This is a genomic window from Algoriphagus algorifonticola (assembly GCF_007655305.1).
In the GTDB taxonomy this organism is placed as follows: Bacteria; Bacteroidota; Bacteroidia; order Cytophagales; family Cyclobacteriaceae; genus Algoriphagus; species Algoriphagus algorifonticola.
Genome location: NZ_VLOG01000062.1, coordinates 41,571 through 67,263 on the forward strand (window position 1 = coordinate 41,571; position 25,693 = coordinate 67,263).

General features: G+C 39.0%; 21 protein-coding genes. 8 read left to right on the top strand and 13 right to left on the bottom strand.

The genetic code is table 11. The features are described 5' to 3' along the window. Window positions 1–125: 125 nt before the first annotated feature. The gene (locus tag FL972_RS17150; protein ID WP_144607223.1) at window positions 126–2,009 is read right to left on the bottom strand and encodes a CocE/NonD family hydrolase; all 1,884 of its coding nucleotides are present in this window, start codon (window positions 2,007–2,009) and stop codon (window positions 126–128) included. 209 nt (window positions 2,010–2,218) lie between these two features. Between FL972_RS17150 and fahA the strand changes: the two genes are divergently transcribed. Further along, window positions 2,219–3,490 (top strand): fumarylacetoacetase, encoded by a 1,272-nt coding sequence (gene fahA / locus FL972_RS17155; protein WP_144607224.1) that lies wholly within the window; start codon window positions 2,219–2,221, stop codon window positions 3,488–3,490. Window positions 3,491–3,548: 58 nt separating this feature from the next. Here the strand turns inward: fahA and FL972_RS17160 are convergent, their stop codons facing one another. Together FL972_RS17160 and FL972_RS17165 are read right to left on the bottom strand one after the other, a co-directional pair. After that, window positions 3,549–4,964 (bottom strand): alanine/glycine:cation symporter family protein, encoded by a 1,416-nt coding sequence (locus FL972_RS17160; RefSeq protein WP_144607225.1) that lies wholly within the window; start codon window positions 4,962–4,964, stop codon window positions 3,549–3,551. Window positions 4,965–4,990: 26 nt separating this feature from the next. After that, window positions 4,991–5,239, bottom strand: coding sequence for a hypothetical protein (locus FL972_RS17165; RefSeq protein WP_144607226.1), 249 nt, complete (start codon window positions 5,237–5,239; stop codon window positions 4,991–4,993). 224 nt (window positions 5,240–5,463) lie between these two features. Here FL972_RS17165 and FL972_RS17170 point away from each other — a divergent pair, with 224 nt between their 5' ends. Then, complete coding sequence (locus FL972_RS17170) at window positions 5,464–6,129, top strand: FAD-binding oxidoreductase (RefSeq protein ID WP_144607227.1); 666 nt, start codon at window positions 5,464–5,466, stop codon at window positions 6,127–6,129. Window positions 6,130–6,197: 68 nt separating this feature from the next. Here FL972_RS17170 and FL972_RS17175 read toward each other — a convergent pair whose 3' ends face one another. From FL972_RS17175 to FL972_RS17205, 7 genes are all read right to left on the bottom strand, one after another. After that, window positions 6,198–7,106, bottom strand: coding sequence for a sugar phosphate isomerase/epimerase family protein (locus tag FL972_RS17175; RefSeq protein WP_144607228.1), 909 nt, complete (start codon window positions 7,104–7,106; stop codon window positions 6,198–6,200). Between the two features lie 119 nt (window positions 7,107–7,225). Then, window positions 7,226–8,470, bottom strand: a complete 1,245-nt coding sequence (locus tag FL972_RS17180) for a DUF4153 domain-containing protein (protein ID WP_144607229.1) — start codon at window positions 8,468–8,470, stop codon at window positions 7,226–7,228. 32 nt (window positions 8,471–8,502) lie between these two features. Next, on the bottom strand, window positions 8,503–8,817 hold the full coding sequence (locus FL972_RS17185) for a hypothetical protein (RefSeq protein ID WP_144607230.1): 315 nt from the start codon (window positions 8,815–8,817) through the stop codon (window positions 8,503–8,505). A 51-nt stretch (window positions 8,818–8,868) separates the two neighbouring features. After that, window positions 8,869–9,162, bottom strand: coding sequence for a winged helix-turn-helix domain-containing protein (locus FL972_RS17190; protein ID WP_186300143.1), 294 nt, complete (start codon window positions 9,160–9,162; stop codon window positions 8,869–8,871). Between the two features lies 1 nt (window position 9,163). Continuing rightward, complete coding sequence (locus FL972_RS17195) at window positions 9,164–9,778, bottom strand: hypothetical protein (protein ID WP_144607231.1); 615 nt, start codon at window positions 9,776–9,778, stop codon at window positions 9,164–9,166. 83 nt (window positions 9,779–9,861) lie between these two features. Beyond that, on the bottom strand, window positions 9,862–10,800 hold the full coding sequence (locus tag FL972_RS17200; protein WP_144607232.1) for a nucleoside hydrolase: 939 nt from the start codon (window positions 10,798–10,800) through the stop codon (window positions 9,862–9,864). 64 nt (window positions 10,801–10,864) lie between these two features. Then, window positions 10,865–11,548, bottom strand: coding sequence for a hypothetical protein (locus tag FL972_RS17205; protein WP_144607233.1), 684 nt, complete (start codon window positions 11,546–11,548; stop codon window positions 10,865–10,867). A 185-nt stretch (window positions 11,549–11,733) separates the two neighbouring features. Between FL972_RS17205 and FL972_RS17210 the strand changes: the two genes are divergently transcribed. After that, window positions 11,734–12,609, top strand: coding sequence for a carbon-nitrogen hydrolase (locus tag FL972_RS17210; protein ID WP_144607234.1), 876 nt, complete (start codon window positions 11,734–11,736; stop codon window positions 12,607–12,609). 2 nt (window positions 12,610–12,611) lie between these two features. Continuing rightward, on the top strand, window positions 12,612–13,685 hold the full coding sequence (locus FL972_RS17215) for an agmatine deiminase family protein (RefSeq protein WP_144607235.1): 1,074 nt from the start codon (window positions 12,612–12,614) through the stop codon (window positions 13,683–13,685). Between the two features lie 75 nt (window positions 13,686–13,760). On the opposite strand, the gene FL972_RS17220 is transcribed toward FL972_RS17215, so the two are convergent. Further along, window positions 13,761–14,993, bottom strand: a complete 1,233-nt coding sequence (locus tag FL972_RS17220; RefSeq protein WP_144607236.1) for a hypothetical protein — start codon at window positions 14,991–14,993, stop codon at window positions 13,761–13,763. Window positions 14,994–15,333: 340 nt separating this feature from the next. On the opposite strand from FL972_RS17220, the gene FL972_RS19700 reads away from it, so the two are divergent. Then, complete coding sequence (locus tag FL972_RS19700; RefSeq protein ID WP_144607237.1) at window positions 15,334–17,592, top strand: glycine-rich domain-containing protein; 2,259 nt, start codon at window positions 15,334–15,336, stop codon at window positions 17,590–17,592. 50 nt (window positions 17,593–17,642) lie between these two features. On the opposite strand, the gene purL is transcribed toward FL972_RS19700, so the two are convergent. Both purL and FL972_RS17235 read right to left on the bottom strand, forming a co-directional pair. Then, the gene (gene purL, locus FL972_RS17230; protein ID WP_144607238.1) at window positions 17,643–21,326 is read right to left on the bottom strand and encodes a phosphoribosylformylglycinamidine synthase; all 3,684 of its coding nucleotides are present in this window, start codon (window positions 21,324–21,326) and stop codon (window positions 17,643–17,645) included. 195 nt (window positions 21,327–21,521) lie between these two features. Then, window positions 21,522–22,331: an alpha/beta fold hydrolase gene (locus FL972_RS17235; RefSeq protein ID WP_144607239.1), complete on the bottom strand. Its 810-nt coding sequence runs from the start codon at window positions 22,329–22,331 to the stop codon at window positions 21,522–21,524. Window positions 22,332–22,542: 211 nt separating this feature from the next. On the opposite strand from FL972_RS17235, the gene FL972_RS17240 reads away from it, so the two are divergent. The 3 genes from FL972_RS17240 to FL972_RS17250 are packed head-to-tail and all read left to right on the top strand — an operon-like array spanning window position 22,543 to window position 25,693. Next, a complete protein-coding gene (locus FL972_RS17240; RefSeq protein ID WP_144607240.1) occupies window positions 22,543–23,151 on the top strand; it encodes a TetR/AcrR family transcriptional regulator in 609 nt (202 codons plus the stop codon). An 11-nt stretch (window positions 23,152–23,162) separates the two neighbouring features. Further along, window positions 23,163–24,515, top strand: a complete 1,353-nt coding sequence (locus tag FL972_RS17245) for a TolC family protein (protein ID WP_144607241.1) — start codon at window positions 23,163–23,165, stop codon at window positions 24,513–24,515. A gap of 44 nt (window positions 24,516–24,559) precedes the next feature. Further along, window positions 24,560–25,693 carry an efflux RND transporter periplasmic adaptor subunit gene (locus FL972_RS17250; RefSeq protein ID WP_091654632.1) on the top strand — a complete coding sequence of 378 codons (1,134 nt, stop codon included), beginning with the start codon at window positions 24,560–24,562 and terminating at the stop codon, window positions 25,691–25,693.

A 25,693-nucleotide genomic window follows, 5' to 3' on the forward strand; every position in this document is an offset into this window, starting at 1 on the left:
TTAAAAATTATTACAGAAGGATATAATCATATATAAATTGTAAATATTTTATTTATTACTTGAATAATTCTAATAAAAAAAGGAACCGGTTAAGGTTCCTTTAGTTATTTCATGAAAAGTTGGGTTTATCTAATCATCGGCAATACTATCCTACTTGGATAAACCCCGCCGTGATGGATTGAGTTTGTGGCGATGAGCCCTTCACTTTCATCATAATTATTGCCTCCTGTATTTAGGTTTCTGTCGAATCTAGGGAAGTTTGAGCTACTCACTTCAATTCTGATTCTATGGCCTTTTTCAAAATAATTGGAAGTGCTCATAGGAGTCATTTTAATTTCATAAACTTTCCCTTTTTCCATCATTACCTCTTTGTCATAGCCTTCTCTATATCTTACACGCTGAATTGTTTCATCCAGATTGTAAGCTTTTCCATCTGGATACACATCGATTAATTTGATGGTAACATCTGTATCTTTTACATCAGAAGATAAGTAAAGGAAGCTCTCGATAAAGCCGGAGATTTCTACGCCTTCTGCCAATGGTTCTGAGGTATATACCAAAATATCATCTCTCAATTCCATTTCGGATTGATCGAAGGAACCACCCTGAACAGCATTTCCGGTGCAGCAAACATTTCCCCCGTAGGAATTCACTGGGTTCATCGGGTCATATTGAAAGGTGTCTTTATTTTGGGTTTTGGGTAGTTTGGCTGACAATGAACCATCTCCATTTCTAGTATTGGCGCTCCCTTTAGAGTCTAAATAATAGGTGGTCATTTTTGCATTTGCAGGAGGCCATACCTCCGAAGTCTGCCACTTGTTTGAACCCATGGTATAATAAGTCACTTTTGGCATGGAATCAATCTTTCCTTTGTCCTCATTTTTCAGCCATAGATCAAACCAAGCTGTAATTATTTCATCGTAATTCAATCGAGCATCACCCACACTTCTTTCACCAACTACCGTGTTTTCTGTAGCTCTTGTATAGGCGCAATGCAGTACAGGAGCAATGATTAAGTATTGATTATCTCTGGCTTTCGGGGAAACTGCATTTTTTCTAACATGATTGTATAATGCCAAATTGGGGCTGGTAGAGACATCATACCAGGATACAAACCAGAAACTCGGTTTGTCAAACGGCATATCATCATGATATAATCCACCCTGATACCACCTAGCATCATTGGGCTTTCGGGTGATCATTTCTTCATAAATCCCATTTGGACCATTAACACTATTAATAATGTCTTGAATCGGAAGATGGGAAAGCCCTTCCTTCCAATTTACTCTTGGGTACTCAGGGGCCATATCATAAAAGCGCTGCAAGCGTAATAAATCTTCCTGAGCAATGCCTTTTTGAAGCCTAGGAGCCAAAGGATCATGCTGGGTTCCATAAAGCCAAGCAGTGAAAAGCATTTGACCGGCGCCACCTCTGTACCAATTTCCCTGCTCAAAATATTCTCCTATTCTTCCAACGCCAGCACCAAATCCTTGAGGAACCAATGCTGCATGTGCAGGGTGATTCAAGGATGCTGCTGCCATCTGCCATTCGGCGGTGGAGGAGCAGCCTAAGGTTCCGATTTTCCCATTGCTCCATCCCTGCTTGGCCATCCAATCAAAAGCATCATAACTATCTGTCAAGGGTGTACCGAGTATATCCCACTCACCTTCAGAGAAAAATCTTCCTCGTTCGTTCTGAACCACATAAGCGTAGCCTTTTTTCACCCACTCCAAAGCAGACTGCATGGTTCTTTCTCTCAATTCACCATCCCCATAAGTATTGAAATTGTAGGGTGTTCTTGAAAAAATGATGGGTACCTTGTAATCCACCTTTGGACGATAAATATCCGTCGCTAATCGATTTCCATCCCGCATGGGCATCATTACCTTTTGATCCACTATTGCAATTTCTTCAAGCTGATCAAGGATGGATTTCTCCTGAGCAGCCAGCCTTAGAGACAGCAGGAGTAAAAGGGAAACAAAAAGAGTTTTTGTGAGGTTTTTTATCATGATAAAAGCATTTTATGCGGAATTTAAGGATAGGCTCTCATTTTTCAATAGGAAAGTGATAAATGGCAGAAGTAGGAAATTATTTCAAATTTTATTTTCTGCTCAGAGGCTTGATATGATGGATTTTATGAGCTAAGTCAAATCCTCTTCTTTATTATTCCTTTTCATTTCCTCATTAAAGAGTAAATTTGCGTTTCAAAGATTTTGTCATGAGCGATACAACGATGAATCCCCTTAGTACTTGGGTTGAGGTGCCGAAAAATTCTGATTTTACTATTTACAATCTTCCTTTTGGAGTTTTTAAAAATAAAAGATTGTCTCCTAGGATTGGAATTGCAATCGGAGACAAAATAGTTGATTTGAGTGTGCTGGATCAGGAGGGTTTTTTCTCAGACATGTTCCTTCCTGAAGGTATTTTCCTCAATGAGGCGTTGAATGAGTTGATTTCATTAGGGAAAACTCAAACTAAGAAAATTAGAGAAAGAGTACAGGAACTGCTGCTTGCTGACAATGAGAAGCTTCGTGATCATTCGATCCGAGGAAAAGTAATGGTGAATAGAAAAGAGGCTGAAATGCTTCTTCCTGTCAAAATCGGTGATTATACAGATTTTTACAGCTCCATGGAGCATGCTACCAATGTGGGAAAAATGTTCCGAGATCCTGAGAATGCTTTATTACCAAATTGGAAGCATTTGCCAGTAGGATACCATGGAAGGGCTTCTTCCATTATTCCTTCCGGAGTGCCTATCATCAGACCCAAAGGACAGTTCAAAGACCCAGACATGGATGTGCCGGGCTTTGGGCCATCCAGAAGATTGGACTTCGAATTAGAATTGGCTTTTATCACAGGAAAATCTACCAAACTAGGGGATTCTATCGGTACTGAGGAAGCTGAGGATTACATATTTGGATTTGTCCTATTTAATGATTGGTCTGCAAGAGATATACAGGCATGGGAATACGTTCCTTTGGGACCCTTTTTAGGGAAAAGTTTTGCTTCTTCCATATCTCCTTGGGTAGTTACCTTGGAGGCATTGGAGCATTTTAGAACAGCTGGTCCAAAACAAGAGCCCGAGGTTTTACCTTATTTGCAGTGCAGCAATAATCACAGTTTTGATTTGCAATTGGAAGCATATATTCAGCCTGAAAATGTGAAGCAAGCTACTAAGGTTTGTACTTCCAATTTCAAATATATGTATTGGAATGTAGCTCAGCAGTTAGCGCATCATACTGTAAACGGATGTAATATCAATGTTGGAGATATGATGGCGTCTGGAACGATTTCAGGCCCCACAGAGGATTCATTTGGTTCTATGTTGGAGTTGAGCTGGAAAGGAACCAAGCCCGTGAAATTAGATTCCGGCGAGGAGAGAAAATTCATAGAAGACGGGGATACCGTTATCATGAAGGGCTTTGCTGAAAAAGATGGAATTCGTGTTGGCTTCGGTGAAGTTAGAGCCAGCGTATTGCCTGCGAAATAGTTTTGATTGATGTAAATAAATAAGGGGAGCAGATTTCGATTTGCTCCCCTTTTTACTTTTAGTTTTTGCTATAATGTTTTTTCATTCCTTCGAAATCATAATCCGGATCTTCCCCGGCATCTTTCTTTTTCTTATAATCTTTTAAGGCTTCCAAAGCAGGTTTTCTCAATAGTAGAATGGCAATAATATTCAACCATGCCATTAATCCTACACCGATATCTCCAAATGTCCAAGCTACTTGTGCTGTACGTATAGCGCCGTAAAAAGTAGCGATAATGATTAATATTCTCAAAACATGAATCGGCCATTTTTGAGTATCATTCTTTTGCAGATAGCTCAAATTCGTTTCAGCGATATAGTAATAGGCCATGATGGTAGTAAAGGAGAAAAACATCAAAGCAACCGCTACGAAACCTGCTCCAATGGTGGGGAAGTGAACAGCAATCGCATTTTGGGTAAACTCAGGTCCTATCGCAATCCCGGGAAGGTTTTCTACCAAGAAGCCTCCATCAGGGTGCAGTACATTAAACTGACCAGTGAATAAGATCATACAGGCTGTAGCAGTACAAACAAATAAAGTGTCAATGTAAACCGAAAAGGCTTGTACCAAACCTTGCTTTGCCGGATGACTAACTTCCGCAGCCGAAGCAGCGTGGGGTGCAGTACCTTGACCAGCTTCGTTTGAATAAATTCCTCTTTTTACTCCCCAAGCGATTGCCGAACCAAAAACCGCTGAATAAGCTGCTTCTTGGTTAAAAGCAGAGCTTACGATCAATTTCAGTACGGTTGGAACTTCAGTGATATTGATACCAATGATGATAATTGCCAACAAAACGTAGCCCATTGCCATGAAAGGGACAAGAATTTCAGCAACCTTACCAATTCTTTTGATACCTCCGAAAATTACCATCGCAAGAAAAAGGCAAACAACTCCTCCTGTATATTCTACTGGAACATCAAAGGCATTATTGACGCTGAGTGCAATACTATTACTCTGAACTCCTGGCAACAGAAATGACATACTGATAATAGTCACAAAGGCGAAGACCATGGCATACCACTTGACGCCAAGTCCTTTTTCAATATAATAAGCAGGTCCACCTCTGTATTCACCTCCTTTTACTTCTTTGAAAATCTGCCCTAATGTGGCCTCAATGTAAGCTGATGCAGAACCTAAAAATGCGATAATCCACATCCAAAATATTGCTCCTGGTCCTCCAAGCCCAATGGCCGTAGCTACCCCCGCGATGTTTCCAGTACCAATTCTACCGGAAAGAGCTAGCGCAAAGGCCTGGAAGGAGGAAACGCCTTTTTGGGAGGATTTTCCAGAGAAAAGCAAATGAATCATTTCCCGGAAATATCTGATTTGTACAAAACCTGTTCGGACGGAAAAGTAAATACCTGCTCCTAGGCAGAGAACAATGAGTGCATTACTCCAGATTAGATCATTTAAGGTGTATATAATTTGTTCCATTGATGGTTTTTTGGTGAAAATAAAGTCTAATAATGACTAGCCAGAAAGGCTTGATTCATATCCATAAAAGCCAAAGATAAGGCCTTTGGCATAGGATGCCCATTAATTTCAGATAAACGGGAAATCGCATTAGATTCCGGAAAGTAATTTATTTCCAAAATGCATCCTTGAAGATTATTGGAAATGAGATGCTTAGATCTCTCAATTACTCCTCTATAATTAACCCAAGACAGGAAGAATCGTTTGGATAAATTGAATTTTACAGGAATTGACATTGGCGTTCTTAGGATATTTCTTTCATGTTTCTGCAATAAGAAAAGTCAATTCGGGAAACAAAGAGCTGAATTTCCGTTTATATACTTAAGAGTAAATTATTTATTTTAATCTAGCTGCTACTCCGGATCAATTTTGGATCGAGAAATCCTCTCATTGAAGTTTACGACTCAGTTTAACTTCTAATAAGTTCGGGAACAATAGCGGTCTATTTAATCATCATTTTATGGCACACATTGTTAAGATTTTAGATTTATTATCCCTCACCCATGATGTCAAACAGTTTAAAGTTGAGAAACCCGAGGGTTATTCATTCATTCCTGGTCAAGCTACCGAGGTAGCAATAAACAAGGAAGGATGGAAACAAGAAAAAAGACCCTTCACTTTTACCTCTTTACCTGAGGATGATCATCTTGAATTTGTAATCAAATCATACAGAGACCATGACGGGGTAACCAATCATCTGGATGGAGTTATCCCCGGGGATGAGTTGATTATTGATGATTCATGGGGTGCAATTCAATACAAAGGAAAAGGAGTTTTCATTGCTGGAGGAGCTGGAGTCACTCCTTTCATTGCCATTTTGAAGGATTTGAAAAGTAAGGGGGAACTGGTAGGAAACAAGCTCTTTTTTGCAAACAAAACCAGAAAGGATGTGATTTTGGAAAGCTATTTTCATGAAATATTAGGAGAGGACTTTGTTTCCATTTTGGATAAAGAAAAACTTGATGGACATGAACATGGGAGAATTGATATGGAGTTTTTGAAAAAGCATTTAGTGGATTTTTCTCAGGAATTTTATGTCTGCGGACCACCTCCCATGATTGAGTCTGTCAGCACAAATTTGAAGCAATTGGGTGCAAATCCGGATGGAATTACTTTTGAAGAGTAGAAACAGGTAGTGATCAAAAAAAAACGCCAACTCGAAAAAGTTGGCGTTTTTTTTATGGTTTTTAGAAATTATTGAAAGCCTATTTCTTTCAATCCGCCGTGGCTAATTTTAATAGCTTCCATTGGATCCAAACCGAAGGTTTGATCTTGTTCCACTAGGTAATAAACCATGCCGGACTTGTCTTTTTCAGCCAATATTTTTCCGAAGTCAATTGATCCAGTTCCAACTGGCGCAAACTGTCCTTCTGCGTTCATGTCCTTAACATGCCAAGCCTTGAAACGGCCTGGATATTTTTCAAAATACGCCAGAGGATCTGCTCCAGCTTTCGTAACCCAGAAAAGGTCCATTTGATAATTGACATGAGCAGGATCTGTATTTTCCAAAATATATTCAGTGAGGATAGTGCCATCAGCCATAGGCTTAAACTCAAAGTCGTGGTTGTGGTATAAAAGTTTTAAGCCTGCATTAGAGCATTTTTCGCCGATAGTTTTCAAGATGGATACCAACTCTTCTTTAGTGCCTTTCATTCCCATTCCTTCAGGACCAAAGGTAAACATACCCATAGGTGGAACAGGGATGACGAAATACTCGAATCCTGCTGCTTTACTGGCGGCTATTTGTTCATCAGCATTTTCTAAAGTAACTCCGCCCATGTGTGTACTTTTAGGGGTTAAGCCTAAAGATTCTACATAAGCTTTAAAATCTGCTGGGTCCATTCCATAGAATTTGCCATCAGCATATCCAGCTGCCTCGATATATGCATATCCTGCATCAGCTACAGCCTGAAGTGTGGCCTCGGGATCACTGGCCATCGAGTCACGGACCGTGTAAAGTGCTAAACCTCCAAATCTTTCTGTTTCGCTCGTGTTTTCCTCACTCATTTCAGTGCTTTCTTCATTGCTATTTGATCCACAGGAAATTACTCCTATACTCAATAGGATAAGCATTGCCATGTGGAAAATGGATTGTTTTTTCATCTGTTTTTTTGTTAAAAGGTTAGAGCTTTTCTTTGGGTTTTGAAGCTGTTAAGATACCTATTTGAGTTAAATTCTAAATCATTCCCTGAAATCAATTCCTTGAATGGCTTAAATGTGGATTATTCAAAGCCGAACATCAAAGGAAATAAGAAGACAACGATAAAGGCCCAAACGACATATATGGGAAGGTACTGGACTATTGCTATTCCTACTTTTTGAAGCGTAGTTTTTCTATTGACTGACTGAAATAGAAGAGCTGTGACCCACATAAGATGCCCGAGTATCAAAATATTTCCACCTAAAACTGCGGTTCGGTTGGGAGTAAATCCCCATTCTGAAATTCTGAAAATAATGGCAGAAAGAGCAATTCCGTTCACTAGAATAGTGGCTATAGCCAATAAGAATAAGATCCAGGTGGTCCAATTTCTTTCCTTTTGATGAAAATGTTCGGCAACAGAAAAGAAAATCAAAGCCATCACACCAATGAGGAGCAAGTTGAATGTCAACAGGAATTCCCGATCGTTATAAGGGTCTTTTCCCGAAATAAGAATGGCACTTAAATAGGCTATTAACATCAATAAAACCAATGGACTAAATAGCTTTGCTATGATAGGGGAGACCTTATCTACTAATTGAGGATTATTTTTATTAATCAGAGTAGCCAAAAGTGGAATGGCCGGTAAGCCAAAAACAGCGATGTATTCGAAGTAAAATTTTTCAATACTGATACCGATCAAGCTGAATAAGCCTAAAGTCATTCCAGTCATCAGCATCCCTGCTATTCCTAATAATACACTGAGAACCGCCACATCTCCATTAAATCTTAAAAAAGCCAACTTTTGGAGGTTAGGATGAAGACTGTTTCCGGTAAAAGCATAGCCTAACATTCCCCATAAAATAAAAGGAAGATGTAAACAGGCTAAAATTAAAGTATCACTGGAATTCGAATTTGGAAGGAAGTTGATGTAAACAGCTAATAGCACTGAAATGGAAATAAGAATCCCTTTGCTTGCATTGCTCATTTCGTTCTTCCAAACAAAGAAAGCAGTCAGGAAGGGAAAAATGATAAAGCCAATATTTCTTGGGAAAAAAAAGTCTTCAGAGATATTGAAAAGAGCGGGGAATTTTGCGATCAATCCGGCCAAGAGTATACAAATCATGATAAATTTGATTTCATCTTTGCTTCCCCAGGAAATGGATTCTGTTTCATAATTCAATCGCTGGTTCCAAAACTCTCCCAGTTCTGTTTGTAAATTTTGGGGATACAATTCATTGAAATCCCGTTTGAATTGGGATTTGTTGGCCCGGTACAGTTTTTCAAGTTCCAGGGCATTTTGACTGTTTTTTAGAATTTGTTCTTTCATAGTGAATTGAGGTAAGGGGTAAAGAAGTATTTTTAATTCCAATGACCGGTGAAATTGAAGGCAATGACTGAGCTAATCCAAATAGATACAAAATAGATGATGGTGCTAAAAACTACAGCGGCAAATTTTTTCCAACCTTCTGAGAACCAAATGAAACTGCATAAATAAAAGAAAATTCCGCCCAATGCGGCGCCCATTGGGATGATTGAAAGAGGAAGGAACATCCAAGTTTCAAAAACATCCTCCTTCGTCAGAATAATGAACAAAAGAATAGAAAATGGAATACTGGCTCCGATTCCGGCTGCAAGAGCAATTAGTTTGCTATTAATCTGCGATAAACGTACCATATTATTTGAGTTGAAAGTACTTTGTAATTCAAAGTAGATAAATAAATTTTTTTAGCTTTTATTTTCTTTGATTAAATTTTCAAGGAACGTTAAATGAAACTGAAAGGCTTTTTTTCCCTCTTCGGTTGCGGCATAAGTAGTCAAAGGCTTTCTTCCAACAAAGGATTTTTTCACTTCGATAAAATCATTTTTCTCCAATTGTTTGAGATGTGTTGCTAAGTTTCCATCAGTCACATCCAATAGTTCTTTGAAGGAATTGAAATCAAATTCTTCATTGGCCATCAGGATGGACATGATCCTCAGCCGGATCACATTTTCAAATGCTTTATCGTATTTCCCTTTCACCTCAACCGTCGTATTTTACATACATGATCGCACCGTAAATGATGTGCAAAACCCCAAATCCCATTGCCCACAGCACAAGACCATATTCTGGAAAGAATGTGGCTATCAATCCCAAAACCAATTGACAATAACTCAAATATTTGATCTCATTTAGGGTGAAGTTTGAGGCATTGAAAAGTCCCAATCCATAAAAAATTAAAGTTATTGCTGCGACTAAATGCTCTTGTCCTTGTGCATATAGACCTATACAAAGAAGGCCTCCTATGATTACTGGAATAAATAAAGCCCTCATGAACCTTCTGCTTGCTGGAGACCAAAGACTTACTTTAGTCTTCTTACTTTTTTTTCTGCTTAGCAGCCAAGTTGTGAACACGGAAAGTAATAAGACGGAAAGTCCCGTGATCATCACATTGCTGATGACATATTCGGGATTTGTCAGGGAAATGTCTTTTCCATAAGGAGGGTTGGGGTAATAAATTAGGCTGTAAGCAATGCCAGAGCCTATCAGGGCATACACACCTGCTAAAATCCCCGACAATCCACTCAAGGAAAGAAAACGACTGCTTCTTTCCATGATGGATTTTATTTCAGCTAATTCATCTTGTGCTTTTTTCATTTTAAAAGTACTTTGAAATACAAAGTAAAATAAAAAAATAAATAACTCCTACGATTAGCAGGAGTTATTTTTATCAATGGGGCTTATTCAGATTTTTGATGGAAGGTAGTCTTCATGGTTTTCCAAAAATCATTCTCCATGGCTTGGGCGTCAATAGAAGTGTGGACCTTCACGATACGCTGAGTGTTTTCTGGAGGAGTCATAAACTCTTCAACTTTTGACCATTCAGGATTGATCAAAGCTTGAATTATTGCCAAGTCCCACATGATCCAGGTTTTTTTCTCGGGGTCATTTCTGGTCCACCATCTTTTGTGATTGTCCCATCTGGCGATTAAGTAATCTCCCAATTCAGATTTGCCTTTTAATTCTTCATCGGCTTTGGTCTTAGCCAGCTTGAGATGTTGGCTACTAGTAGCTGACATGATGGTCAAGTCAAGGTTGGGTGTGTCAAATAATACGTCAACAGCAACCTTGTCATTTCTGGAATTAAACTCATTTTTATCGAAAGTATTGGCTTCCGGGTCATGCCAGATTCCCAGGTAGTGAACTCTGATCAAAGGAATGATACTTGGATCCTGAACAATAGCAGATGCCACATTGGTACAAGGGCCTAAAATGACCAAATCTAGCTTTTGCCCATTTTTCATTTTTTTGGCTTCCTGAATAATAAAATTGGAAGCTGGGGATACCTGGGGTTCGGTAGGAGAGGTCATTGGGAAATTGGCGCCTACAGGAAGGGGAATGTCAGTTCGATTGGATAATTGAGCCAACCGCTCATTGATAATCTGACTTTCCATCACAGAGGTATCTGTTGCAATGGGGGAAGTGTGAAATTGTGCCGATGTGATCGCTCTGATGTCTAGTTTGTCAGAAGCCATAGCCTGAACTAAGGCATAGAGATCATCGATTTCATTGGCAGTATCTGCGTCAATGATGACAGCTACCTTTTTATCTGCCTGGCTCGTAGTTGAATGTAAGCCCTGAAAAAGCAGGAAAAAGGGGATAAGGAATTGTAAAATCATAGTATACAAACGTAAAGAAAATATTCTTTGGATTTAATTAATGTTTGATGAACTTCAATAAGCATCAAAGTACTTGAAAGCCATTGAGTAAGTTTTCAATTAAATCTTGATTTTTCCTCCAAATCTGATCACTTGACCAAGTTACAAACTGTACAGAACCTCGCTCATCTGAATAATAGTAAGTATCAAACATGAATGATATTCCAGAAAAATTTGCTGCCAATAATCCTCTTAATACTGGCTTCCCATTAACAACTCTGTATTCTACCTGATTGATTGTTACTGGAGATCCGGTATTTCCCTCCATCGTTTTTTTTGCGATCTTTATTAGAGCATCTTTTGCAATAGCTGTTTCTTCTGAAATTACCACGCACCATACATCACTTTCTTTAGCTTGAAAAGCAAACTCTGCATCCTCATTCAAAGTGGCTGCAGGAACTCTTTTCCATTTGCTTTCATCGTAATAAATTGAAAACTGACCATTTTGATTCTGAACTTCTTTTTTTGATAGTTCTGGCTTTATAAAAGATGTCCTAGCAGTATCAACTTTTAATTCATATGAAAAATAATCGAATTGGGATTTTGATTCATTAAATTCTTTCGGTTCATATGACCAGGTCCCATTATTGTAAACATATATAGTATCCCCTTTCTCAGTCACAGCTTTTATTTGAGAGAAAGTACTAAAGGGGAAGTTGAAAATCAGCAGCAATAAAGTACTTGCTCCCAATAAAAATTTGTTATTCATACGTTAGTAAGGTTTTTAAATGATATTTTTATTGACTTCGATTTACTTAGATTTTTTTGAAAATAATAAGGTAGTTCTATGGATTTTTCAAATTCAGGGACTTTCCTTCAATCTATCTTTACAATTTGTCATTCCCTTCCATCTCCCGTACCTTTGCTTATTGATTCAATCAAACTCATATAGACGTGTCTGATAAAAAAGTAAAGGTAGGTCTGGTTCAGCTGAGTTGCTCAGGGGACGTGACCGAAAACATGAATAAAACCATCAAAGGAGTCCGTGAGGCAGCTCAAAAAGGAGCTGAGGTAGTGGTGCTTCAAGAACTTTTTAGATCGCTCTACTTCTGTGATGTGGAGGATTATGAAAATTTTAAACTGGCCGAGGCTATTCCAGGCCCTTCCACTGAAACTCTAGGTTCCTTAGCCCAGGAATTAGGCGTAGTGATAGTTGCTTCTCTTTTTGAAAAAAGAGCCGAGGGACTTTATCACAATACAACCGCTGTATTGGATGCAGATGGAACTTATCTAGGGAAATATAGAAAAATGCATATTCCAGATGATCCTGGATATTTTGAAAAGTTTTATTTCACTCCAGGTGATTTGGGCTATAAGGTATTCCCAACCAAGTTTGGAAAGATTGGTGTATTGATCTGCTGGGATCAGTGGTATCCTGAAGCAGCAAGAATTACAGCTTTGAAGGGAGCCGATTTCTTAGTTTATCCTACAGCTATTGGTTGGCACAAAGATCAGGATGGCTTGACTAATGATGAACAATATGGCGCTTGGCAAACTATACAACGTTCTCACGCTGTGGCAAATGGTATCCCGGTTGTATCTGTGAATAGAACAGGAGTAGAAGGGGATATGCAGTTCTGGGGAGGATCCTTTGTATCCAATGCTTTTGGGCGAGTGACTTACAAAGCCCCTCATTTGGAAGAGGAAGTACATGTAGAGGAATTGGATTTGACCGGTTCTGATAGATATAGAACCCACTGGCCTTTCTTGAGAGATCGTAGAATTGACAGTTACCAGCAAATTACCAAGCGCTACATAGACGAAGAATAAACATGGCAGATATTTTTGAACTTGCCCGAACTGGAGGAGCCACTCCTGCAGAACTGGGATATTATTTCCCCGCAGAGTTTGCCCCTCATCGAGCTATGTGGTTGAGTTGGCCCCATAAGGAGGATTCTTGGCCAGGAAAAATTCATACGATATATCCTAAGTATGCCCAATTTATCAAAGAGGTAGCTAAGGGAGAAAAAGTTCATATCAATGTGCTGGATGATGGGATGAGGCAATTTGCCATCGATCAATTAAACCAGGCTGGAGTGGATATGGACCAAATTAATTTCCACTTATTCCCTACGAATGATGCTTGGTGCAGAGATCATGGGCCGGCATTTTTGATCAATCCCAATGCTGAGCAAAAGAAGGTGTTGGTGAAATGGGATTACAATGCTTGGGGAGAAAAGTATCCTCCTCATGACTTGGATAATCAAATTCCTTTTCGAATTGCTGAGTATTTGAATATTCCTTGTTTCCAGCCCGGAATTGTCATGGAAGGTGGTTCTGTAGAGTTTAATGGGAAAGGAACTTTGTTAACATCCAAAGCCTGCCTTCTGAATAAAAATCGAAACCCTCATCTCAATCAGGCTCAGATCGAAAAGTACCTTTGCGATTATTATGGTGTTAATCATATCCTTTGGGTAGGAGATGGGATCGTTGGAGATGACACGGACGGCCATATCGATGACATAACCAGATTCGTCAATGAAGACACCGTTGTGACAGTGGTTGAGGAGCATAAGGGAGATGACAACTATGACATTTTACAGGAGAATTTGCATTTGCTGAAAAAAATGCGCCTGGAAAATGATAAACAACTGAACATTATTGAGCTTCCAATGCCTAAAGCTGTGATTTGGGAAGGACAGCGTTTACCGGCATCTTATGCCAACTTCTTCATTGGAAATGTGGCCGTAGTGGTTCCTACTTTCAAAGATAAGAATGATCAGAAAGCATTGGATATCCTGAAGGACTGCTTTCCGGATAGAAAAGTCATCGGAATAGATTCTACTGATATCATTTGGGGCTTGGGCTCCTTTCACTGCCTGAGTCAGCAAGAACCCGAGGTTTAAAGATCTATATTAAAAAGAGGCTGTCCTATAAATAGCTCTAATGTGACAAATTGCACTTTTGAGACAGCCTCTTTTTTATTGCCTTTCTATGTACATCACCGCTGAATCTTCTATGTATTTGGCAGGATTAAAGGAAGAGTAAAACTTATTTTTGAGATTATTTAATGGATTATTCAAGGCTGAAATTTTAGTAGTGAATTCAACCGGGAATTTGGTAGCGTCTGAGTACAGTCTTATCAAATGTTCATACTGCTCAATATTAGCTTGCATTCTGGTGGTGAGTTGACCAAATCTCAATCTTAGGGATTGCACTTTGTACATATAAGTCTCGACTTGACCCAACCATTTACCTCGGGTCTCCTGTGATTTTTCCAACAAAGCAATTTTCTCGGAAATAGCTTTTCTGCATTCATTTTTGAAAAATTCCCGATCAGCATCCAAAGTTGCATTGAGATATCTGTTCTGGTATCTGTTTTTATCAATGCCAAAATAGGCCATCTGCTCCTCTAAAAGCTGTGTATTTTCCTTTTGAAGTTGCTCTAATTCCTTATTGATCAACACCCATTCATGATCAATGATGGATTTTTGCTGTTCAAATTGACTGGTCACTGTTAAAATTCTTAGCATCTCAGGAGATCTTTCATACAATTCTTTTTCTTTTTTGCTCAAGTTTCCTACTAAGCTGGTGACACCCGAAATCGCAGTATTGACCATGGTTCCGTAAAGAGGAACTGCTGCAGAAGCCGTTGAAATCAAACTAATGGAATTTTGAAGGACTCCCACCATGGCATCATTTTGACCTTCTTTGGCATACCATTTATCGAATTCATTTTTCCAGCTAGTAAAGGATTTGTATTGCTGGATTTTCCCAATATTTCCCAATTGATCAAAAAAAGACTGGGAAGTTAAAAATAGCTCTACAGGCTGTATATCCCTCTGAATACTCAAGAGCTCGGTAAACGCTAACTGTCCATTGAGGTTGATTTTGGTTTTGGGAGCCTCTTCCAATATTTTCAATCTGTTATCAAGGGCTAATTGAAGTTTTTCCAAATCGACAATTTTGTCCTTATCTGAAGCATTTTTGCTATCTGCCGCAGCAATTTTTTCAGTCAACTTGTTGACAAGCTCTTCGTTTGTTTTGAGTTTTTCATTGAGCTCTTTCAGTTGGTTGTCTCTATCAGTTTTGATTTGTTCAGAGATTTCTGTTTGGGCAAAACTTATTTGTGAAAAGGCTAGAAGAGCCAGAATTACAAGGGAATTGAATTTCTTCATGGGGATGATCAGCTGGTTGATAGATGGGATCCTCATCTGGAATTTAAATAGATCCAGATGCGAATCGAGAACATCACGGAAAAAGCAATTCAAAGGTTTTTAAAATTTAATAAGATTTTCAGGTCTAAAATTTCCTGTATTTTAGTGTTATGAAATTGAAGTTTATAAATAAAAAATACCCTGCTATATTCAACTAGATCAGTTTTTTATACTTATGAAAAATTTCATATTAATAAAATCGTATTAATTATGTGCTTTTATGAATTTTATTTTTACGATAAGATTTAGATTTTCTAAAATTAAAATAATCTAATGTTGTAATTTTGATATATAAATGATCTAATATAAATTACCTCGTTTTTCAATAAAACTTGAGATGCTGTTTAAACCAGATAAATTTATATCTGCACTTATAATACTGCTATTAATCGTTTTTATTTCAAATAGTATTTATGCTCAGTGCAATTCTTGTGATGTGATAATAGATGGAAATAATGCTCCTTCTGGTACTATTCAAAATGGATCTTTGGTTTGTATTAGGGGTGACAGAACATCCAATATAAGTTTTAATAATAGAAATAATATTTCAATCTGTATTGAAGATGGTGCTTCTTGGAATGGCGCTTACAGCCAACTTTCAGGATTAGCCTCTCTTTCTAACTATGGGAATTTGTCAATTTCAAATTCCCCAAATGGTAACTGGAGCATATTCAATTATGGCGTATTGAATTGGAATTCAACTATATCTTCAAATAAATCTATTTACAACTATGGAGAATTGAATTTTGGGAGTGGACTTGTTGTGAGCTCAGCTGCGACACTAGTTTCAAACGGAACTGTGAATTTTTCAGGCCTCACTACATTTAACAGTAACTCCACCATCAAACTGATTGGCATGTCTAATTTTTCAGGCTCAGTTATTTTGAACTCCAATACAATTGTTGAAATAGCTGGGAATTTAGCAATTTCAGGAAATCTCCAACTTAACTCCAATAGTCAAATTATCTCCTTAAATAATAATGTTTGCAATAGCTTAAATGTTGGAGGAACAATTAGCAGTTCAGGTATTATTTCTGGTAGTGGTTTATCAAGTCCCAATTCACCTCTTTTCGTAAATAAGGAACCTGTCGGTAACGGGTTGTCTTATGGAGCGACAATCGGAAGCTGCCCAACCTCCTCCTGTGTCGAAATGAGGAAAATAACTACTTCAAATGGCTTTGATAGAGTCTATATATTCAATTGTACTGATAATTTGATATTACCAGAATTATTGCCTGATGAACAAATTATAGATGTTTCGGTCACTTTAGTAGGAGGAGCAGGAGGAGGAGGGTTTGGTGAAGCTGCTGGAGGTGGGGGTTCAGGAGGAATAATTTCAGAAAATGCTATTTCGCTTCAGGTTGGAAGAGAGTATCCTGTTGCGGTAGGACCTGGAGGGTATGGTTCTTCCCAAAATAATTTACCTGGAAGAGATGGTTTAGAGTCTTCATTTTTTGGTTTAATCTCTAATGGAGGAGGAGGAGGAGGCTCTCAATCATCCTCAGCAAGAGATGGTAGAAATGGAGGCAGTGGAGGTGGAGGTGGCGCCAACAACAATCCAGGAAATGGATCAGGAAACGGGGGAGCAGTAATCGCTGGTAACCTAGGTAACCAAGGCGGAAATGGGCGACGTCAAAATAACAATCAACTGAATGGAGGAGGTGGAGGTGGAGCTGCTACTCCCGGCGAGGAAGGTAGAAATAATAATCCCGGTAGTGGAGGGAATGGAATTTCTTTGCCTATACTTAGTGGAGTCTCTGGTGTTCTCAATGCCTTTGCAGGAGGTGGAGGATCAACTGGGAGAAATCCAGCTCAACAATATGGCAAAGGTACTGGAGGGATATTTCAGTCTACAAAGCTTGGAGGGGATGGAGATCACCTAAATCCCAGTGATTCGAATTCTGACGGTATTGGTGGACATGGTTTCCCTTTTACCGGTTCAGGAGGTGGGGCTGGAAGTGTTCGTGGCGGAGCAGGGTCAGCCGGAAAGGTGATCATAAGAATATCTTATAGGATTCTCTCAATTCAATTAAGTGATATCAGGGCGGTTTGGAACAAAGAGCTAAATCGTGCAGAACTAGAATGGACGGTTTCGGGGGCGACAGAGGATATAGGAATGGTGGTACAAAGGGGTGTTAATCAAGTAAAATCCTGGGAATCTCTTGATAGCTTAGTTATAGTTCCTGGCCAAGAAGATTTATTAAATTTTAAATTTTTAGACAATGATTTGAATAACGAAGAAGGTTTTATTTTTTATCGAATAAAACTACATAGCAAAAACAAATTTGAAGGATATACCAATACCGTTTCTCTCAGATTAGAACCTCCAAAGTTGGATTCAAATTGGCGAATATTTCCAAATCCTGTTGGGAATTCCGAGCTACAAATTACTTATAGAGGAGACGAAAATAAATTGAAGGATGGCGTGATAGTATTGATGTCAGATTATTCTGGCAGAATAAAAAGCTCTCAATTTTTCAATATGGAGGGTATCAAAAATTGGGTAAATGAAAATTTAATCCAATCTGGACAGGGAATCTATTTACTAAAGATTCAGTCTCCTCAATTCACTGAAACATTCAAAATTTTCAAATAAAAATAAACCCTTCCGAAATTTTTTTCAGAAGGGTTATAATTTTCAATTCTTTAGTTCTTTTCCTCAACCCATTTACGGGCATTGATAAAGGCATCTAGCCATGGGGTAAATTCATCATTTCTATCCATAGGATAATGAGCCCAGTTCCATGGCTTCAATGAACGCTCAATATGTGGCATGATCGCCAAATGCCTCCCGTCTTGGGATGCTATCCCTGCTACTGCGTAATCCGAACCATTTGGATTACCAGGATAAGCTTCATAGCTATATTTCATTCCTATATGATACTCACTTTCGGCTTTTGGCAAATAAAACTTCCCTTCGCCGTGAGCTACCCACACTCCTAAACGCTGACCGGAAAGATTTCCCAGCATCACAGTTTTGTTTTCCGGGATACTTACGTTTACAAATGAGGATTCAAATTTATGAGAAGCATTGTGAAGCATTTTTGCTTTGTGAACAGGGTCCTCTGAACCTACGAGTCCAAGTTCTACCATGAGCTGACAACCATTACATACTCCCAAACTCAGGGTGTCAGGTCTTGCGTAGAAATTATCCAAAGCTTGTTTTGCTTTTGGATTGTAAAGGAAAGCTCCTGCCCAGCCTTTTGCTGAACCCAAAACATCAGAGTTGGAAAAGCCTCCTACAAAAACTATCATCTGTACGTCTTCCAGGTTTTCTCTCCCTGAGATCAAATCTGTCATGTGCACATCTTTCACCTCAAACCCTGCAAGCCAAAGTGAATAAGCCATTTCTCGGTCTCCATTCACTCCTTTTTCTCTGATAATAGCTGCCTTCGCCTTTCCTGTTTCTTTTCTGAACGGATTAATACCAGACTCAGCAAAACTTCCTTTCCAATTTGTAGCAAATTCATAAGAAAGTGGCTGATTTTTATAATTGTCGAAACGGTCTGTTGCGAGTTTTTCTCCTGATTGCTTTCTGTCTAAAAGGTAGGATGACCTAAACCAGATATCTCTGTGCTGCTCAATATCCAGACTCAAATCTTTTCCTAGAAAATCAATTTTACCTGAGTTGGTAACTGTTGCCAATTCTACATAATCAATATCTGCCTCAACCAACAGGGTTTCTACAGGATGATCGTCAGGTACCTGAATTAGAATACCTGGATTCTCTGCGAATAAGGCTTTCACCAAATCATTCTCTTCCAGTCGATCAATTCTTACTTCCAGGCCGATTCCAGGAGTGGGGAAGCACATTTCCAATAGAGCAGTAATAATACCACCAGATGAAATATCATGCCCGGCATGAATCCAAGTTTGATCAATCAAATCCTGGACAGCTTTAAATGCCTTGACAAAGTATGCGGCATTGACCACCGTAGGCGTATCTGTTCCCACTTTATTGAGCGCCTGATAAAAGCTGGATCCTGCTAGTTTGAAACTGTCTTTTGAAAAGTCTATGTAAAGAATTCTACTTCCTACAACCGGCTTCAATGCAGTTTTTACAGTTTTTTGAATGTCAAAACATTCACCTACTGTAGATATAATTACCGTTCCCGGCGAGTAAACCACTTTTCCATCAGGATATTTCTGAGTCATGGAAAGGGAGTCCTTTCCGGTTGGGATATTGACGCCCAATTCAATGGCGAAATCAGAAACTGCCTGAACAGCCCGGTATAATCTGTCGTTTTCTCCTTTGTTTTTAGCAGGCCACATCCAGTTGGCAGAAAGAGAAACTCCTTTCAGTCCATCTGAGATAGGTGCAAAAATCAAGTTGGTCAAGGCCTCTGCAATAGCTAATCTGCTACCCGCTTCTGGATTGGCTAATGCAGCTACTGGGGCATGGCCGATGGAGGTAGCGATCCCTTTATTACCTGTGAAATCCAAAGCCATTACGGCTACGTCATTCAGAGGGAGTTGGATTTCTCCTACAGTTTGCTGTGTGGCAACGCGGCCTGTTACTGACCTGTCCACTTTATTGGTTAGCCAATCTTTACAGGCCACCGCTTCCAATTGCAATACTTCTTGAATATACCCTTTGATCAATTCAGGGTCATAGCTTGCCTCTGCGAATGAGGCATTCCCCGATTGATCTTCCAATATGGTTTTTGGAGAAGATCCAAACATATATGCCAAATTCCAATCAACTGGTTTTTCTCCTGTCTTTTGATTTTCGAATTTGAAATGCATGTCTCCGGTGGTCTCACCCACCACATAAAAAGGAGCCCTTTCTCTTTCTGAAAGTTGCTTTAGAGTAGCGACATCTTCCTTGCCTACAACTAAGCCCATTCTTTCCTGAGATTCATTTCCAATGATTTCCTTCGCAGAAAGAGTTGGATCACCTACAGGCAACTGATCAATATGAATAGTTCCTCCTGTGCTTTCCACTAATTCGGAAAGGCAGTTGAGATGACCACCTGCACCATGATCGTGAATGGAAATGATAGGGTTATTTTCGCTTTCAGCCATCGCCCGAATCACATTGGAAACACGCTTTTGCATTTCCGGATTGGATCTTTGGATGGCGTTTAATTCAATGGCATTTGATAATTCTCCGGTGTTGAGGGAAGAAACTGCTGAGCCTCCCATTCCGATTCTATAATTATCTCCACCCATGATCACGATTTGATCACCGGTTTTAGGTTCTTCTTTTTTGGTGTACTTGGCGTTTGTAAACCCAACGCCGCCAGCAAGCATGATCACTTTATCAAAGCCAAAATGCTTGTCGCCTTCTTCATGCTCGAATGTTAAAACTGATCCTGCGATCAAGGGCTGTCCGAATTTGTTTCCAAAGTCAGATGCGCCATTGGAGGCTTTGATCAGGATATCCATAGGAGTCTGGTAGAGCCAAGGTCTTTCTTCCAGCTTGTTTTCCCAAGTTCTGCCTTTTTCTGATCGGGAATAAGAAGTCATGTAAACTGCCGTTCCTGCCAAAGGAATAGAAGCAGTTCCCCCAGCAAGTCTATCTCGGATTTCACCTCCTGATCCTGTAGCCGCACCATTGAAAGGTTCGACAGTTGTAGGGAAATTATGGGTTTCTGCTTTCAGGGAAATGACCGTGTCAATTTCTCTTTGCTCAAAAAAGTCAGCTTGATGTTGGGTTTTAGGAGCGAATTGATGTGCTTTTGGACCTTGGATAAATGCCACATTGTCTTTGTAGGCAGATGCAATTCGATTTGGATGTTTTTTGGATGTTTCTTTGATCAATTGGAAGAGCGTCATGGGCTTTTCCTGACCGTCGATGATAAAGGTTCCGTTGAAGATTTTATGTCTACAATGCTCAGAATTGACTTGGGAAAAGCCGAAAACCTCTGAATCGGTCAAAGGTCTATCGAGTTGCTTAGAAACATTTTCCAAATAAGCGATTTCTTCCTCACTCAAAGCCAATCCTTCTTTTTGATTATAGCTTGAAATATCCTCAATTGATTGGATTGGCTCGGGCTCCAAGTGTATGTCGAAGATCTCCTGATCCAGATTTTCGTATGCATTTTGAAGCATAGGGTCAATTTGGTCCCCTTCGGCTAATGGGAAAAACTCCTCAATTCGCTGGATTCCCTGTATGCCCATGTTGACCGTGATTTCCACAGCATTGGTAGACCATGGGGTGATCATTTCTTTTCTTGGGCCGGAAAATTTTCCTGCTACTTCTGGAGTTTGGATGGGAGAAGCTTCGCCGAAAAGCCAGTTAAGTTTTGCAATGTCTTCTTGGGCGAGAGGTTGCGGAGTCTGTACTGCGTAGACTACTTTTTGAGGTGATTCAAAGAAGAAAATCATGTCCTTGAGCTGGTAAGTTGCAAAGGTAAGGAATTGGCTTGAAGTGTGAAAAGTGAGGGTGGAAATAATCCGTTTGATTGAAGTAGAATTTACGGTTGAAATTATACCCTAAAAGTGATACAGCATTTCTAACTTGTGGAAATACTAATAAAGTATTGGAATGTTTTTCTTTCCTCTGATAACATATTTCAAATTTCAGTTTGGGGTTGGTTTATTTTTAGTTAAAAATTCAACAGTTGCCTGAATAAGCCCTCCGTGTCCAACCGGGAGGTTATGTGATTTTAAGTGAGGAATTTTACTACTGAAACGTTCCAGGTTTTTCGCAGTCACCATTTTGTCATATTTCCCTGTGAAAAGAAGAATTGGTGTTTTTAATTTTCTTGAATTGCGAATGATCTCTCCCAGTCGGAGTTGAATTCCGCCGAATACTTTCCATGTTAAATAAACCTGGGCTCTCTGTGATCTATGTTTCATTTGAGTTTGAACAAATTTTGAAATACTGCTTTCCATGAGGCCAATCTGACTTAATCCATTTACTACAGAGAAAAAGCGACATGGCTTAAATACTATTTGCTTAAATAAAGAATGAAAATAAGCGGGATAGCTACTGATGCTGTAAAATAATCCTGTTTTAATTCCATCAGGAGCAAGAAGAATCATGCTTTGGACATTCTCAGGGAAAAGCTCATAAGTTAATAATGAAAGCTTTCCTCCCATGCTATAACCTATTAAATGGAACTTTGAGATTTCTTCTCTTTTAAAAAGGCTTTTTAAGATTTCTGCCCAAACTGATTTTGTCAAAGGGTTTTCATGGCTTTTCCATTGACTTTTTCCGTGAAAAAAAATGTCAATGAAAAGAAAGCGCTGTTCGGGTTTTAGAATTTTGGAAAACGGCAATAAATCCCTTTGATCTTGGCCAAAGCCATGAAAAATAATGAAAACCTCCTTTCCATCTCCCAGAGATTTGTATGCTAAAGATCCAAATTGACTGTCTAGAACTCTCATTTGATTGTAAAAATTGAAGATAAACTAAAAATGGATGCCGAAAAAAGTAATTTGAAATGCAAAATAAACTATTAAAAATAGATGATATTGTAGTAAATCGAATACTTTTTAATAGTGTATCAATATGAACACAAAATAATATTTTATAAAAAACTTTGGAAACTTTGAACATATTGAAAGTTTCCGTAGTTTTGATTCAAATTTCAAGTAAGTGGAGACGAGAGAAAAAATATTGGATGTAGCGATTGAGCAATTTTCCAGGTATGGGGTACGCAATACCACCATGGATGATATTGCCCGAATGATGGGTATATCTAAGAAAACGCTCTATCAGGAATTCAAGGACAAGAAGGAGTTGGTGAACGCTACATTTTCAGCTATGCTGGAAAGGGATCAAGAGAAAATGGCTTTTCTAAAAGATTCTGGAACTGATGTCATCGAGCATTTAGTGAAAATTTCGAAGATGATGAGGGAGCGGTTGACCAATATTAACCCTTTGGCGATTATGGAAGTTCAAAAGTATTTTCCGGAAGCTTGGAAGGTCTTTGAACAGCATAAGGAGCAAGTTATTATGACAGATTTTGTCAATATTTTGGAAAGAGGTAAGCAGCTTGGGTATTTTAGGAGTGAAATAGATGCTCATATTTTAGCCCGACTCAGGGTGAATCAAATAACCTCTGCTATGGAGCCTTCCAATTTTAATAATGAAAATTACAATTTGGTAGAGGAACAAATGCAAATGATGGATCATTTCCTTCACGGAATTTTTACAGAAAAAGGGCGTGAAGCTTACCAAGAACAACAAGCAAAACTCAGCTAATTAACTCAGTGATGAAAAAATATTTACTCATTATTTTATGTCTCAGCATGCCAGTACTGACTATGCATGGGCAGGAAGTAGTTAGGCTTACCCTTGAAGAAGCTGTGAGCTATTCTCTGGAGAATAATGTCAATGTGAAGAATGCTAAGCTGGAGACAATGATATCCAAGGCTACAGTCAAAGAAACTACTGCGACAGGTTTACCACAGGTCAACGGTAATTTTGACATAAATTATAATCCTGCGATTCCTGTTGTTTTTCTTCCAAATGAACCTCCTTTCGGTGATCCTAATGTGCCAGGTGACGTGATTCCAGCTCGATTTGGGGTCAGTTATCAATCTAATTTGGGGGCCAATTTGACTCAGATGATTTTCGATGGTTCTTTCTTTGTGGGATTGAGAGCTGCCAAAACTTACAAGCAATTGACGGATCTGGATTTGGTTAAAACCAAAGTAGACGTGATTGAATCTGTGAAGAAAGCTTATTTCGGAGTTTTGGTAAATGAAGAAAGAATCAGGCTTTCCAGAGCAAATCTGGCAAGAATCGACACACTTCTTACTGAGACTAGAGCTTTGAACGAAGCTGGTTTTGCAGAAAAAATTGATGTTTCCAGAATTCAGGTTCAGCGAAATAATACTGCTACTCAATTAGAACGAAGTCTTACTGCGCTTGAGATAAGTGAACAAATTCTCAAACTTCAGATGGGGCTTCCGATGGAATACGATTTAGAATTGGGAGAATCATTGTCCCAACTGAATCCTATCGAAGAAATCAATGCCTTGCTTCAGGAAGAGGGAATGGAAAGAGTAGAAGTGAGTCAGCTTCAGACCAATTTGGAGTTGGTGCAACTCGACCTGAAAAACAATCAATCTCAATACATGCCTACGATTGATTTTATTGCCAATGCGCAGAGGGCAGGGGCCGGTAATACCTTCAATACAGTTTTTGACAAGCAAAATTGGTTTGGGAGTTCTTTACTAGGAGTTTCCATGAAAGTCCCAATTTTTGACGGGCTTTCCAAAAGCGCAAGAATTCAAAAAAACAGATTGCAAATGATGCAGTTGGAGAATCAGAAATCTTTTTTACAAGAAAGCATTAAAAACGAAGTCTACACTGCCAAAACCAATTTGAAAAATGACTTAAATATACTCGAAATCCAACGTGAGAATCTGGAATTGGCACGGGAGGTCTACGATATATCCAAAATCAAATACAATGAAGGTGTGGGTTCCAACCTTGAAGTAGTGGAAGCAGATGCTGCGCTAATTGAGGCTGAAATCAATTACTTAACTGCCCTATATGACGGCTTGGTTGCCAAAGTCGATTTGGAAAAAGCCTTGGGTATTTTATCAACAAACCAATAAAAACTACTACCATCCTTATCAGGGAGATAATTATCATATCAATCATGAAATCAATCAGTAAGTTATTACCCCTAACTCTTGTGGTCCTTTTTGCGATAGGCTGCGCTTCAGATGAATCTATAGAAGCAAAAAAAGCTGAGTTAGATAAATTAAGGACTGAGGCGTCCGAAATCCAAGCCTCCATCTTGGAATTGGAAGCGGAAATTGCCAGCCTGGATCCGGAATATGCCAAGCAAAATCAGAAATCTATTTTGATCACTACAGCTCAGGCTAAGAAAGCGGGATTTGAGCATTTTGTAGAAGTGACAGGATCAGTATTGTCTAAGAAAAATGTCATTATCAGTGCCGAGACAGGAGGTAGAGTTTTAGAAGTTCCGGCAATTGAAGGTATGAGAATGACCAAAGGACAGGTTTTGGCTAGAATTGATGCTGAGTCTATTCAAAGGAACATTGAAGAGTTGGAAACAAATCTAGATTTGGCAAAAACTCTTTTTGAAAAACAAAAAAGACTTTGGGAGCAGGAGATCGGTACAGAAGTACAGTTTCTAGAAGCAAAAAATAGAAAGGAAGGATTGGAAAGAAGTTTAGCCTCCCTAAAAACCCAATTGAATAAATCCATGGTGGTAGCACCGTTTAATGGCACAGTGGAATCAGTACAGATTAGATTGGGAGAACTGGTGCAGCCTGGAACTCCTATGTTTCAGTTTGTCGGCGAAAGTGATCTTTTTATTGAGGCTGATATTTCAGAATCTTATGTTGGAGTTTTGACCAAAGGAGATAGTGTGGATGTGTCATTTCCATCCATTGGCAAAGAACTGAAAACCAAAGTAAGTTCTGTGGGTGCTATTATTAATCCAAATAACAGGACGTTTAAAGTAGAGGTGTTTTTACCTAACATTCCACAGGTGAAGCCAAATATGATCACAGTTTTAAAGATTCAAGATTACCAAAACCCATCAAGCGTAATAGTTCCAAGCTACCTCATACTTAGTGATAGCAAAGGAGATTATATCTATATAGTAGATGGTGAACTTGCCAAAAAACGATATATCAAAAGAGGTAGAACATTTAACAATGAAACTGAAATCCTGGAAGGTCTAGAAGGTAACGAAACCTTGGTGGATAAAGGATTCAGAGAGGTAGGAGATAATTTTAAAGTAAATATTTCGCAATTATAA